The sequence below is a fragment of the Roseateles agri genome, assembly GCF_034043675.1.
Taxonomy (GTDB): domain Bacteria; phylum Pseudomonadota; class Gammaproteobacteria; order Burkholderiales; family Burkholderiaceae_C; genus KK5.
Map to the genome: position 1 here is coordinate 795,440 of NZ_JAXCLA010000003.1, position 13,711 is coordinate 809,150.

General features: G+C 68.7%; 12 protein-coding genes. 6 read left to right on the plus strand and 6 right to left on the minus strand.

Annotation, left to right across the window (positions count from 1 at the left end; all coding sequences use genetic code 11):
• Positions 1 to 198 precede the first annotated feature (198 nt).
• Genes SNE35_RS11960 through SNE35_RS11970 form a run of 3 tightly spaced genes read left to right on the plus strand, consistent with a single transcriptional unit; the run spans position 199 to position 4,613 of the window.
• A complete protein-coding gene (locus SNE35_RS11960) occupies positions 199 to 2,580 on the plus strand; it encodes an efflux RND transporter permease subunit (RefSeq protein WP_320423113.1) in 2,382 nt (793 codons plus the stop codon).
• 22 nt (positions 2,581 to 2,602) lie between these two features.
• Positions 2,603 to 3,562 (plus strand): WD40/YVTN/BNR-like repeat-containing protein, encoded by a 960-nt coding sequence (locus SNE35_RS11965; protein WP_320423114.1) that lies wholly within the window; start codon positions 2,603 to 2,605, stop codon positions 3,560 to 3,562.
• A gap of 4 nt (positions 3,563 to 3,566) precedes the next feature.
• On the plus strand, positions 3,567 to 4,613 hold the full coding sequence (locus SNE35_RS11970) for a class II histone deacetylase (RefSeq protein ID WP_320423115.1): 1,047 nt from the start codon (positions 3,567 to 3,569) through the stop codon (positions 4,611 to 4,613).
• Positions 4,614 to 4,628: 15 nt separating this feature from the next.
• On the opposite strand, the gene SNE35_RS11975 is transcribed toward SNE35_RS11970, so the two are convergent.
• The 4 genes from SNE35_RS11975 to SNE35_RS11990 form a co-directional block, all read right to left on the minus strand.
• Complete coding sequence (locus SNE35_RS11975) at positions 4,629 to 5,765, minus strand: NAD(P)/FAD-dependent oxidoreductase (protein ID WP_320423116.1); 1,137 nt, start codon at positions 5,763 to 5,765, stop codon at positions 4,629 to 4,631.
• Positions 5,766 to 5,771: 6 nt separating this feature from the next.
• A complete protein-coding gene (locus tag SNE35_RS11980) occupies positions 5,772 to 6,428 on the minus strand; it encodes a peroxiredoxin (protein WP_320423117.1) in 657 nt (218 codons plus the stop codon).
• Between the two features lie 94 nt (positions 6,429 to 6,522).
• Complete coding sequence (locus SNE35_RS11985; protein WP_320423118.1) at positions 6,523 to 7,188, minus strand: Crp/Fnr family transcriptional regulator; 666 nt, start codon at positions 7,186 to 7,188, stop codon at positions 6,523 to 6,525.
• Complete coding sequence (locus SNE35_RS11990; protein WP_320423119.1) at positions 7,185 to 7,484, minus strand: hypothetical protein; 300 nt, start codon at positions 7,482 to 7,484, stop codon at positions 7,185 to 7,187. The genes SNE35_RS11985 and SNE35_RS11990 overlap by 4 nt, the downstream gene beginning before the upstream one ends.
• A 189-nt stretch (positions 7,485 to 7,673) precedes the next feature.
• Here SNE35_RS11990 and SNE35_RS11995 point away from each other — a divergent pair, with 189 nt between their 5' ends.
• The 3 genes from SNE35_RS11995 to SNE35_RS12005 all read left to right on the plus strand — a co-directional run bounded on the left by SNE35_RS11995 (position 7,674) and on the right by SNE35_RS12005 (position 12,265).
• Positions 7,674 to 8,264, plus strand: a complete 591-nt coding sequence (locus SNE35_RS11995; protein WP_320423120.1) for a hypothetical protein — start codon at positions 7,674 to 7,676, stop codon at positions 8,262 to 8,264.
• 14 nt (positions 8,265 to 8,278) lie between these two features.
• Positions 8,279 to 10,930 (plus strand): hypothetical protein, encoded by a 2,652-nt coding sequence (locus SNE35_RS12000; RefSeq protein ID WP_320423121.1) that lies wholly within the window; start codon positions 8,279 to 8,281, stop codon positions 10,928 to 10,930.
• Between the two features lie 255 nt (positions 10,931 to 11,185).
• Entirely contained in the window at positions 11,186 to 12,265 is a 1,080-nt protein-coding gene (locus SNE35_RS12005; protein ID WP_320423122.1) for a porin, read from the plus strand.
• 78 nt (positions 12,266 to 12,343) lie between these two features.
• Here the strand turns inward: SNE35_RS12005 and SNE35_RS12010 are convergent, their stop codons facing one another.
• A complete protein-coding gene (locus SNE35_RS12010; protein WP_320423123.1) occupies positions 12,344 to 13,201 on the minus strand; it encodes a helix-turn-helix transcriptional regulator in 858 nt (285 codons plus the stop codon).
• A gap of 1 nt (position 13,202) precedes the next feature.
• The gene (locus SNE35_RS12015) at positions 13,203 to 13,673 is read right to left on the minus strand and encodes a MarR family winged helix-turn-helix transcriptional regulator (RefSeq protein WP_320423124.1); all 471 of its coding nucleotides are present in this window, start codon (positions 13,671 to 13,673) and stop codon (positions 13,203 to 13,205) included.
• Between the last annotated feature and the right edge of the window lie 38 nt (positions 13,674 to 13,711).

Genomic DNA, 13,711 nt, shown 5'->3' on the forward strand with positions numbered 1-13,711 from the left:
CTTTACCTGCGCTTTGGGGCACCCCACCACCCTGCTTGCCCCGCGAACGACCACGGGTCGTTGGCCTCGGGCTGCGGCTGGGGCCGGCCACGGAAGTAAAGGAGGAGCCCGCGCAGCGGGCGGGGGACATGAAGTGGGCGGCTCCAGCCGCAGCCCGAGGCTCCGCCTGATCGACGCACAGTGCAATCGAGAACTGATATGAGCAGTAACAACATCCTGATGCGCGGCCTCGCCGCGCTCGAAGCCTTCTGCTTCGGCCGGCGCGGTCTCGTGCTCGGCGTGCTGCTGGCGCTGACCGCCGTGATGGGCTGGTTCGCGCTGCAGTTGCGCATGGATGCCGGCTTCGAGAAGCAGATGCCAGTCGGGCACGAGTACGTCCAGACCTTCCAGAAGTACCGTGACGACGTGCTCGGCGCGAACCGGCTGAACATCGTCGTCAAGGCGCGCAAGGCGGGGGCGACGATCTGGACGCCGGCGGGCCTGAAGCGGCTCTACGAGGTGACGCAGGCGGTGACCTACCTGCCCAGCGTCGACCGGCTGGGCGTGCAGTCGCTGTGGACACCCAACAGCTTCGTCAACGAGATCACCGAGGAAGGCTTCCGCGCCGATCCGTTGATCGCCGGTACCGTGATGCCCGAGGCGCTGACGCCGGAGATGATCGCCGGCATCCGCCAGGCGGCCGACCAGGGCGGCTTCGTCGGCACGCTGGTCTCGCGCGACGAGACCAGCGCGATGATCGTTGCCGAACTGGCCGAGACCGATCGCGACGGCAAGAAGCTCGACTACGTGGCCTACAACCACCTGCTCGAAGAGAAGATCCGCGCGAAGTTCGAGGATGCGGACTTCGAGATCCAGATCATCGGCTTCGCCAAGCAGATCGGCGACGTGGCCGATGGCGCCGCCTCGGTGCTGGAGTTCTGCGCGATCGCGATGCTGCTGACGGCGGGCGCCGTCTACTGGTACTGCCGCTCGCTGCGCTTCACCCTGCTGGCGCTGGGTTGCTCGCTGACCTCGCTGGTCTGGCAGTTCGGCACGCTGCGGCTGCTGGGCTTCGGGCTCGACCCGCTGGCGGTGCTGGTGCCCTTCCTGGTGTTCGCGATCGGCGTGTCGCACGGCGTGCAGCAGATCAACTTCATCGTGCGCGAGCTTGCGCATGGCAAGACCACGGTGCAGGCCTGCCGCGCCAGCTTCACGGGCTTGCTGATCCCCGGCATCCTGGCGCTGGTGACGGCCTTCGTCTCCTTCGTCACCTTGCTGCTGATCCCGATCCCGATGGTGCGCGAGCTGGCGATCACGGCCTCGCTGGGCGTGGCCTACAAGATCGTCACCAACCTCGTGATGCTGCCGGTGGCGGCCTCGTACTTCCGCATGAACGAGGGCTTCGCCACCAAGGCGATGGAGATCAACCGGCAGCGCGGCCAGTGGCTGCGGCACGTGGCGCGTGTGGCCGAGCCGCGCAATGCGGCGATCACCCTGGGCGTGGTCGCCGTGGTGTTCGCGGCCGCCGCCTGGCAGAGCCGCGACCGCGTCGTCGGCACCTTGCAGCCGGGCGCGCCGGAGCTGCGGCCCGAGGCCCGCTTCAACCAGGATGCGGTGTCCATCTCCACCAACTACGACACCGGCCTCGACTGGCTGACGGTGGTCTTCGAATCGCCGCCCAACTCCTGCGAGAACGCCGCCATCGGCGCCTGGCAGGACGACTTCGTCTGGAAGCTGCAGGCGGTGGAGGGCGTGCTCTCGGTGTCCTCGTTCGCGACGCAGCTGCGGCTCTTCAACCAGGGCTACAACGAGGGCAATCCGAAGATGGGCGTGGTGCCGATCGACCCGGGCAACTATTCGGGCCTGGCCACCGAGATCGGCCGCATCCGCGGGATGATGCGCAAGGACTGCAGCATGACGGCGGTCCATCTGTTCCTGACCGACCACAAGGCGACGACGATCCATCGCGTGATCGAGGCGGTGAAGGCCTTCCGCGACGAGCAGCCGCTCGCCGGCTCGACGATCCGCCTGGCCAGCGGCAACGCCGGCGTGCTGGCCGCGATCAACGACGAGGTCGAGAAGAGCGAGCTGCCGATGATGCTGTACGTCTACGCGGCCATCGTCGTGCTGGTCTTCGTCGTCTACCGCGACTTCCGCGCGGTGCTGGCCTGCTGCCTGCCGCTGACCGTGGGCACCTTCATCGGCTACTGGTTCATGAAGGAATTGCAGATCGGCCTGACGGTGGCCACCTTGCCGGTGATGGTGCTGGCCGTGGGCATCGGCGTGGACTACGCCTTCTACATCTACAACCGCCTGCAGGGCCACCTGGCGCAGGGGCAGCCGGTGGTGAAGGCGATCGAGCACGCGATCCTGGAAGTGGGCACCGCGACGATCTTCACCGCGCTGACCCTGGCCATCGGCGTGGCCACCTGGTCCTTCTCTGCGCTGAAGTTCCAGGCCGACATGGGCAAGCTCCTGGCCTTCATGTTCATCGTCAACATGGTGATGGCCATGACGGCGCTGCCCGCCTTCGCCGTGTGGCTGGAGCGCCTGTTCCCGCGCAGCAAGCCGGCCTATGCGCCGGGCCTGCTGCAGCACTAGAAGGCGGAGGATCGAAATGACGATGATGATGAAACGACTGATGGCGGCGCTGCTGGCGGCCGTGTGTTCGCTGGCCTCGGCCCAGGCGCCCTCGCAACTCGCGATCAAGCCGGCGCTGAAGGTGGGCTACGCGGCGAGCGCCGCGATCCTCGGCAGCGCGCAGGCCGGCTCGCGGCTGGTGGCGGTGGGCGACCATGGCGTCGTGCTGCTGTCGGACGACCAGGGTGCGCACTGGCGGCAGGCGCAGACGGTGCCGGTGCGCTCGATGCTCACTGCTGTCTCTTTCGCCGATGCGAAGCGCGGCTGGGCGGTGGGCCACTGGGGCGTGGTGCTGGCGACAAGCGATGGCGGCGAGAACTGGGCGCTGCAGCGCTCCGACCTGGAGACCGACCGGCCGCTGTTCTCGGTGCAGGCGCTCGATGCGGAGCATGTGGTGGCCGTGGGCCTGTGGTCGCTGGTGCTGACGAGCAGCGACGCCGGCAAGAACTGGCAGGAGCAGGCGTTGGACGTGCCCGCGGGCGCCAAGCGGGCCGACCTGAATCTGTTCTCGCTGTTCACCGATGCGCAGGGCCGGCTCTTCGCCGCTGCAGAGCGCGGCATGCTGCTGCGTTCGGACGACCGCGGCCAGCACTGGACGTATCTCGCCAGCGGCTACAAGGGCTCGTTCTGGACCGGCGCCTCGCCGGCCCCCGGCGTGCTGATCGCCGCCGGCCTGCGCGGCTCCATCTACCGCAGCGCCGACGATGGCAAGACCTGGCACCGGATCGAAAGCGGCAGCACCGCCTCGATCACTGCGGCGCTGCTGCTGAAGGACGAGGGCGTTGAACTGCTGGGGCTGGATGGACTGCGGCTTCAGAGCCACGACCGCGGCGAGACCTTCACCGCCGCCTCGCGCAAGGACCGCGCGGAACTGACGACCGGCCTCGCGCTGGCGGACGGGCGCGAGCTGCTGTTTTCGCGCAGCGGCGTCGTTCGCGACTGAGCCGATGACGACCCGCCGCGGGACGGCCTTCTTCCACGACGAGCGCAGCCTCCAGGACGGTGACGAAGCCGGCGTGCGGCGCCGGCTGCTGGCGCTGATGGCGCAATCCGGCCTGATGCAGCAGCTCGCCCTGCGCGGCGCCGCACCGGCCAGCGAGGTCGATTTGCGACGCGTGCATGACGGCGACTACCTCGCCAGCTTCAAGGCCCTGTCCGACCACGGCGGCGGCGAGCTGGGCGACTGCGCGCCCTTCGGCCCCGGCGGCTACGAGCTGGCGCGCCTGTCCGCCGGGCTGGCGCTGCAGGCGGTGGACGAGGTGCTGTCCGGCCGCAGCCGCAATGCCTACGCGCTGACACGCCCCGGCCACCACTGCCTGCCCGAGCTGGCGATGGGCGGCTGCCTGCTGGCCAACATTCCCATCGCCATCGAGGCCGTGCTGGCGAAGCACGGCCCCCGGCGCGTGGCGGTGGTCGACTGGGATGCCCATCACGGCAACGGCACGCAGGCGGTGTACTACCGGCGCAGCGACGTGCTGACGATCTCGCTGCACCAGGACCGCGGCTTCCCGGCCGGCTACGGCGGCCTGAGGGACCGCGGCGAAGGGGCGGGGCGCGGCTTCAACCTCAACATCCCCATGCCGCCGGGCAGCGGGCATGAGGCCTACCTGCACGCGATGGAGCGCATCGTCGCGCCGGCAGTGGAGCGCTTCGAGCCAGCGTTGATCGTCGTCGCCGCCGGCTACGGCGCCAACGCCGTCGAGCCGCTGGCGCGCATGCTGCTGCATGCCGACAGCTTCCGCGCGATGACTGCGCGGCTCGTCGCGCTGGCCGAGCGGCATTGCGACGGCGCGCTGGTGATGGTCCACGAGGGCGGCGCCGCCGAGAGCTGCGTGCCGCAGTGCGCGCATGCGGCGATCGAGGCGCTCAGCGGTGCGATGCTGGCGGCTGCGATCGACGACCCGCTGCTGGCGCTGATCGACGCACAGCAGCCGGGCGCGCGGCTGGTGGAGTTTCAGAAGTCGTGCATCGAGGCGATGCGCGAAGAGACCTAGATCGCAAACACGTTCTCATAGCCCGAACCACCTCGCCCGGCGGCTGGCGCCGAAGTGCAGCTTGTCCTGCCGCAGTTCCACGCTGGGCTCGTGGTAGGTCCCGGTCGGCTTCGGGCCCGAAAAGAAGTCCACCTCGACGCGCCCGATGCGCCCCGCGCCGAACTCGATGTAGCAGGTGCCCCGGCCGCCGTACAGCTGCCCTTCGCCCGCGCCGCGGATCTGCGCGATGAGGGCGCTGGCCACCGCGCCCGCTGCGCCTTCGGCGAACACGCCGGCCTTGGGCGTGCCGGTGTTGGCGATGTCGCCGATGGCGTAGACGCCGGGGAAGCGGGTCTGCAGCGTGCGCGGGTCCACCGTCACCCAGCCGTTCTCCGTCAGCCCGGCGGCCTCCACGACGGCCGGCGCACGGTGCCGGGGCACGCCCAGGAAGAGGTCGTAGGCGATCTCGCTGCCGTCGTCCAGCGTTGCCACGCGGCGGGCCGCGTCTACGCGGGCGATGCGGCAGTTGGGTCGGAAGCGGATGCCGCGCTCCTCGAACGCCGCCAGCAGCGCGCGCGAGGTCTCGGGGGAGGGCGGCACCGGGCTGGACAGCGGCAGCACCAGGCTGATCTCGCAGTCGTCGCGCACGCCGGCGCGGCTCAGGTAGTCGTGCAGCATCAGCGCGCATTCGCTGGGCGCGGGCGGGCACTTGTAGGGCGCGCCGCAGACGCCCACCAGTGCATGGCCGCGCCTGAACGTGGACAGCACCTCGCGCAGGCGGGCGGCGCCGGGCACGGAGTAGAACTCGTGCTCGTCCGCCAGGCCCGGCGTGGCGGCGATGTCGTAGTCGGCGCCCATCGCGACGACGAGAAAATCGGCCTCATGCACGCCGGCATCGGTCGTCACGCGGCGCGTCACCGGGTCGATGGCGGTGACGGTCTCGCGCAGCAGGCGCACGCCGGGCTTGGCGAAGTGGGCGTAGGGCAGGCGCACGGCGGGCAGCTCGGCGTGGCCGAACATCAGGTCCAGCTTGGAGAAGCCGAAGATGAAGGCGTCGGCCTTGTCGATGAGCGTCACCTGCACGGCGTCGCCCAGGGCCTCCGAGAGTTGCGTGCTCAGTTCCAGGCCGGCAAAGCCGGCGCCCAGGATGGTGATGCGGGTGGTGGCGCTCATCGCGGTTCAGCCCGGTTGCTGGGTGGTGCGCAGATAGGGCTTGATGGTCTTGAAGTCGGGGAACTTCTCGGCGGCTTCCTCGTTGCTGACGGCGGGCGTGATGATCACGTCGTCGCCCGGCTTCCAGTTCACCGGCGTGGCGACCTTGTGCTTGGCGGTGAGCTGCATGCTGTCCAGCACGCGCAGGATCTCGTCGAAGTTGCGGCCCGTCGTCATCGGGTAGGTCAGCATCAGCTTGATCTTCTTGTCGGGCCCGATGATGAAGACCGAGCGCACCGTGGCATTGGTGGCAGCCGTGCGGCCCTCGGAGCTGCCGGCCTCGTCGGCGGGCAGCATGTTGTAGAGCTTGGCGACGGCCAGCTCGGTGTCTCCGATCATCGGGTACTTGACCAGCGCGCCCTGCGTCTCCTCGATGTCGGCCACCCAGCGGCCGTGGGCGTCGACCGGGTCCACCGACAGGCCGATCAGCTTGGCATTGCGCTTCGTGAACTCGGGCTCGATGCGGGCCATGTAGCCCAGCTCGGTCGTGCAGACGGGCGTGAAGTCCTTCGGGTGCGAGAACAGGATGGCCCAGCTGTCGCCGATCCAGGTATGGAAGTCGATGACGCCTTGCGTCGTCAGGGCCGTGAAGTTCGGGGCGGTGTCGTTGATGCGCAGGGACATGGTGCAGGCTCCAGGGGTTGTTGATGGCCCCAGTGTCTGCAGCGCCCTGCGCGCGGTCTGTGATGAAGGTTACCGAGGCTCCTCGGTGCAAACCCTAGACTGCAGAAAGCTTCATCAGCGCCGGCGCATCCAGCACCTCGATCTGCTCGCGGCCCAGGGCCACCCAACCCTGGTCGGCGAAGTTCTTCAGCACGCGGCTGACGATCTCGCGCAGGCTGCCGAGGTCGTCGGCCAGGGCCTGGTGCGTCACGCGCACGGGGCTCTCGCGCTGCACCAGCCAGTGGGCCATGCGCTGGTCCAGCTTCTGGAAGGCGACGGCGGAGACGAGCTGCAGCAGGTCGGAGATGCGCTCGGAGTAGCGGCTGAACACATGCTCGCGGAAAGACTCGCTGGCCGTGAACAGCAGCCGGAAGCTGGCCGGCGGCAGCACCACCAGCTCGGCCGGCGTCAGCACCGTGCATCGTGCCTGGTAGGTGGACTTGCCCAGCAGGCAGCTGCTGGTGAGGATGCAGGCCTCGCCCGGCGTCACGTCGTACAGGTGCAGCTCGCGGCCGTTGGGCGCGGCCTTCACCACACGCGCCGTGCCCGACAGCAACAGAGCGAATCCCATGCAGGGCTGGTCCTCGTCGAACATCATCGCGCCGGCCGGCACCTGCATGTAGGTGGCGCTGGCCATCAGCACGTCCAGCGTGTCGCGCGGCGGATCGGCCAGCACGGGGTACTGGCGCAGCAGGCGGGTCTGGGTATCGGCGTCGATCATGGCTCGCTCTCTCCGAAGATGGGCAGGAAGGCGTCGACGAATTCCGGCGAAGCGCTCAGGGTCAGTGTCGCCGTGATCCACCCGCCCGCCTCGTGCTGGACAAGCAATTCATGGTCCCAGGCGCAGCCATCCTCCACCGGCCCCTCCCGCCCGCCGAACCCCGCCCGCGCCCAGGCCAGCACCTGCTCCACCTCGCCCATCACCGCCGCATGCTCGGCTTCGCGCGTCGAGGCCATGGCTTCCAGCGTGAGGATGCCGTCGGAGCTGTCGGTGAGGTCGAAGGTGAGGTAGCGCATGGGCAATGGTGTTGTAGGTGAGCAGTATCCGGGCTGCTTGGCAACCTGTGTTGGCCGGATCGCCTGGCTCGAATGATCTTGATGCGTTGAGCGGGTGCCGTGTCCGTTCTGGCCCCGTGAACTCGTTCACTGGTTCAGGAGCGCCGCGCATCCCTCGCATGGCGCCGATCCTCGAACCGGAGCCTCTCCATGTCTCTTCTACGTTCCTCGGTGGCCGCCTGCCTGGCGGGCCTGGCCATGCTCGCCGTGCCCGCCCACGCGCAGACGGCGGGTGACCTGCGCATTGCCCTGGGCGGCGGTGCGAGCCGCGGCAAGACCGATTGCGTCGCCGCGTTCGCTTGCGACCACAGCGACACCTACCTCAAGGGCACGCTTGCTTGGCGCGCAGGGGAGGTGCTGGACCTGCAACTCACCGGCTTCAACGGCGCCACCTTCAAGGGTGGCGACACCACCGACCGCGGCACCGACTTCGGCGGTGATTTCAAGGTCAGCGGCGTCGGCCTGCTGGCCGCCTGGCGCTGGGCGCTGGCGCCGCAATGGTCGCTGGAGGGGCGGGCAGGTATGGCTCGCGTGCGCACGAAGTTCTCCTATGCCGCGCCGTTCGACGTGAATGGCAGCCGCAGCAAGAGCGCCACGCAGCCGATGGCGGGCCTGAGCCTGGGCTATACCTTCGACCCCGCTTGGCGCGTGTCGCTCGACCTCGACGCTACGCGCTTCGAGGCCTACCGCTCGCACGGCAGCCTGCGCCTGTTCGGTGCGGCCATGGAATTCACCTTCTGATGGAGTGCCGACTGATGACCACCGCTTCCTCTGCCATCGCTCCTCGCTCCCACCCGTGGCTGTGCGCCATCCAGTGGGTGCTCATGTCCACCCTGGCTTTCGTGCTGATTGCCTGTGGAGGCGGCGCCGACGCCCCGCCGCCTCCGGAAAGCGCGCCGCCGACACCCGTGGCACCCACCATCACCCAGCAGCCCGCCAGCCTCACCGTGGCGGCCGGCCAGCCTGCCACCTTCACCGTGGCGGCAACCGGCACCGAGCCGCTGAGCTACCAGTGGCGCCTCAACGGCGCGGCCATCGCCGGCGCCACCAACGCCAGCTACCAGGTAGCTGCGGCGGCCAACACCGATGACGGCGCCGTGTTCAGCGTCGTCGTCGGCAATATGGTGGGCAGCGTCACCAGCGTCGACGCCAGGCTGACCGTGACGTCCAGTGCGCCGGCACCGGTGCTGACGATCACGCAGCAGCCGGCCAACCTCACCGTGCCCGCTGGCAGCGCTGCCAGCTTCACCGTGGCCGGCAACTGTTCGGCCGGCACATTGAACATCCAGTGGCAACGCAACACGGGCGCGAACGGTGCCTTTGAGAACGTCGCCAACGCGACCACCGGCACGCTGACCATCGGTTCTGCCGCCACGTCCGACAGCGGCGCGCAGTTCCGGGCGGCGCTGGATTGCAGCGGCCAGTCCGCCGCCACAAGCCAGCCGGCCACACTGACGGTGACCGCTCCGGCAGCGGCGTCGCTGGCCGCGCTGCCCATCGCAGACCGGCGCGTCCAGGCTCACATCGTCGGCGCGGCCATCGATCAGCTGCCGGACGGCAGCTGGGCCATGACCACCGACCGCTGGGTCAAGCGCCTGGCCGCCGACCAGTCGTCGATCACGGTGATCGCCGGCTCCGGCCAGAGCGGCTCCGCTGATGGCCCCGCCACCACGGCCAGCTTCAACGGCCTCAAGGGCGTGACCCACGATGCAAGCGGCAATCTCTACGTCACCGATGGCTCCAACGGCACCATCCGCCGCATCGCGGCCGACGGCACGGTAACCACCATCGCCGGCCTCGCGGGCACCTCGGGCCATGTGGATGGCACCGGCAGTGCAGCCCGCTTCAACAGCCCCAGCGGCATCGTGCTGGGCCCTGACGGCGACCTGTACGTGACCGAGGACGGCGGCTCGATGATCCGCCGCGTCACCATGGCCGGTGTGGTCACCACCTATGCCGGCGGTGCCAACAATGCCATCGGTCTTCAGGACGGGCCAGCCGCCACGGCGCTGTTCAATGCGCCGCAGGGCATCGTGGCGGCGCCCAACGGCGACCTTTACGTGGCCGACCGCAGTAACAACGTCATTCGCCGCATCCTGCGCAGTGGCAACGGCGCCGGCAATGTGGAGACGCTGGCGGGTAACGGTGCCAACAACGAGCCGGGCGCGGATGCCACCGGCACGGCGGCCGGCATCAGCGGCCCCTACGCCCTTGCGCTGTCCGGCAATGTGCTGGCGGTGCGTGACGGTGCCGGTCTGGTGCGCCACATCGACATCACCACGAAGGCCGTCACCACCTTCACAGGCTCGCGCACGCTCGGCCGCGGCTACGCGGACGGGGCACCTGGCGTGGCGCAGCTGCGCGGTCCGTCCGCAGGCGGCATCTCGGTGGCGCCCAACAACGGCTACCTGACGCTGGACTCGGAATTGCGCACCATCGACGCCGCTGGCAATGTGCGCACCATCGCCGTCGAGATAGCCACTTCGGACAACACCGGCACGGGCCTGCTGGCGCAGATGCCGTTCATCATCGCGTCCAACGAACGCTCCGGCCTCGCCGTGGACGGCGCCGGCAACGTCGTGGTCGCTGTCGCCGGTGACCTGACGGTGCGCCGCATCGCGCCTTCCGGCGCGGTCTCGCTGGTGGCTGGCCTGGTGAACAGCTACGCCGGCATGATCGACGGCGTCGGCAGCATCGGGCAGTTCTCCAGTCCCGGTGGCCAGATCGCCCGTGATGCCGCAGGCAACCTGTACGTGATCGACGGCAACGCGATCCGCCGAATCGACACCAGCAACAAGGTGACGATGCTGGCTGGCTACCGGGTGAGCTTCCCCGAGTACGGCACCATCTTTGGCTACGCTGACGCGCAGGGCACCGCCGCGCTGTTCAACTCGCCGACCGGGCTTGTCATTGGCCGCGACGGTGCCCTTTATGTGAGCGACTTCGGCAACTGTGTCATCCGCCGCGTGGACATGCAGGGCAACACCACCACCTACGCCGGCGCGGCGGGCCAATGCAGCATCAGCGACGGCACGCTCACCGGCGCGCGCTTCCGCCAACCTGGCCAAATGGCCGTATCGGCTGACGGCACGCTGTGGGTCGCCGACCGCGGCGCGCTGCGCCGCATCGGCACCGACGGCATGGTGACCAGCGTGAGCAGCGTGGGCCCCGTCGGCGCGCTCGCCTTCGACTCGCAGGGCAACATGATCTACACCTCGGACACCGGGCTCTACAAGCTGCCTTCCGGCACGAACACCCCGATCCAGCTGATCCCGGGCGCGGTGAACGGCGCGGTCGTGCTGGGCAACAACCCGCAGCTCGGCTCGACCCAAGGTATGGCGTTGCGCGACGACCATAGCGTCATCCTCATCAGCGGCGGCCAACTGCTGGTGGCGACGTTGCCCTGAGGACGGGGGCGCGGTGCAGGAGGCGCCCCCAACTCATGCGAAAAGCACACGCGGCGCGCGTGTTGACCGACTGGCTCCAGGCGCGCTGCCGAGACGAACGACCTCATCGCTCATACCACCACCCACTCCCGCCATTGATATCGAATCCGGAACAGTCCGTTCCCAAAACCACGTCTTTTGAATTCAGGGTTGTCCCCTATCTCTTGATCCGTGTGGGCGCACATAGCCGACCACAGGACCTAGAAGGAAAAGACCTTGAAGTACAAAAACTTTGCTTTTACTGCGCTTGCTCTGGCGGCCAGTTCAGTCGCGTTCGCTCAATCGTCGGACACGCAAGTCACGCTGTACGGCACCCTCGATGCCAACGTTCAGGTGCTCGATGGCGCCCGCACCTTGTCGCGTACCCAGTCGGGTGGTCTGCAGGAATCGCGCATCGGTGTGCGCGGCAGCGAAGACCTGGGTGGCGGCCTGAAGGCTTTCTTTACCTTGGAGTCCGGCATCAATCTGGACGACGGCAGCAACGGCCAGGGCTCGTTCTGGGGCCGTCAGGCCTTCGTCGGCCTGGCCACGCCGTACGGCAAGGTTTCGCTGGGCCGCCAGTACAGCAGCATCTATGACCTGACCAGCGAGTTCAGCCAGTTCTCCAACGTCGCTTCGGGCGCCAGCACGGCGGTCATCGGCGGTTTCGGTGGCTATGAGCCGGTTCGCGGCAGCAACAACTCTGCTACCGGCAACGGCGGCCCGACGCGCGTCAACAACTCGATCAAGCTGGAGTCCGCCAACTACAGCGGCTTCTCGGCCGGCGCGCTGTGGGGCGCGGGCGAAGTGGCGGGCGACACCTTCGGCAACCGCATCTCCGACATCCACGGCCGCTACACGGGCTATGGCTTCGACGCGATGGTCTCGGTGGTGAACGACAAGTCGGACGTGCTGGGCCAGAACGTGCGCACCGTGTCGGCCGCCGCGGCCTATGACTGGGGCAACTACCGCTTCAATGGCGGCGTGATCCAGGTCGACGACCGCAGCGCCGCGGACCTGGACGGCAAGGGCTACTGGCTGGGTGCCAGCTACCGCATGGGCCAGCACGTGTTCAAGGGCCAGTACGTCGAGAGCAAGAATGCCGGCGCCTTGGCCGACGGCAAGACCCAGGCCTTCGGCGTGGGCTACGAGTACGACCTGTCCAAGCGCACGGCGCTCTACAGCTCGCTGACGCGCTTCAAGAACGACGGCACGGGCTATGTGGACCGCGCGGCGGGCGCCATTCCGGTGGGCCTGACCGATGCGGACCATCGCAACCTGACGGAATTCGTCGCCGGCATCCGCCACAGCTTCTGATCGATACCCAGTCCCTCTAGGCGCGCGGGCAGATCGCCGCGCACCTTTGGCCCACCCCACCCGGGTGGGCCTTTTTCGTTATGGCGTCGCTGATGAAGCGGCGCCGGTTCCTTCGGGCATCCGCCGCGCCAGCTCCCTCACCAGCATCGGCATCGAATGCACGCCGATCTTGGCGCGCATGCTGCGCAGCTGGTGGTCGACGGTGGAGCGGGACTTGTCGAGCTGGCGGGCGATCTCCTTGTACGAGAGACCGGCGACGACGAGCTGCGCCACGCGCAGTTCGGCCGGCGTCAGCGCGGCATCGGCCAAGAGGGCCGCGGGCGGCAGGGCCTGCGGCGCCGGCGCGGCGCTCTGCAGTTGCCAGGCGGCATGCAGGATCGGCGCGATGACGGTCTTGGCCAGGCGGTCCAGCCGGTGGCATTCCTCGGCGCTCCAGGCATGGGCCTGCTGGCTGTCGGCGCAGAGCAGGCCCACGTCGGCCTGGCGGCTGCGCAGCGCGACGGCCAGCTTGCTGCGCGTGCCGGCGCCGCTGAGCATCGTGCGCATGCGCGGGCCGATGCGGGCGTCGGATGCGGCGTCGGCGAACAGCACGGCCTCGCGGGCTTCCCAGACGGTGCGGATGCTCGCGTCGCTGCAGTCGAAGCTGGCGCCGACGACGCTGGGCAGCCGCATGCCGCTGCGCTGGCTCTCGGCCATCGGCGAGTAGAGCCGATCGCCCTGGCGGCCGAAGCCGCCGTCCACGCGGTCGGCGCGGGTGTGCCGCACCAGCCAGGCGGTGCAGACCTGCCAGCAGCGCCGCGGATCGTCGAGGTACAGCAGCATCTCGGCGGCCAGCTGCCGCTCGGTGGACTCCAGCACGCGGTCTTCCAGCAGGCGTTCGCGCAGTTCGCGCTGCAGGCCTACGAATTCAATGGCGGCGGCGTGGGAGGCGTCCATATCAGGTCGATAGGTTCGAGAACAGGATCTGCAGCAGTTCGTTGAGCTTGGCGATCTTGGCCGGCGTGAGTCCGGCGAAGCTGCGCTCGAAGATGCCGTTGGTGGCGTCCTTGACGCGCTGCATTGCGCGTTCGCCGGCTTGTGTCAGCGTCACCTCGGTCACGCGGCCATCATGCGCCGCGGTGGCGGTGGTGACCAGGCCCTCGTCCTTCATGCGGTAGACGATGCGAGTCACCGTCGACAGCTTGGCCACCGCGTGCGTGGCGATGTCCGACACGCTGCTGGTGCCTTGCTGGTGAAGGATCGCCAGCACGCGCCAAGTGGGGATGTCGCAGTCCACCGACTTCAGCGCGCGCTCCATCTCCACGCCGTACAGCGCGTGCACCTGGGCCACCCAGTAGAACGGGAAATCCTCGCGGTGGAAATCCGGGCTGGAGGGCTTGTGAGGGGCGGACGGCTTCTTGGTGGGCATCGGGTATCGGTTGCTGCGATCGGCGTCTGAATTGGTGC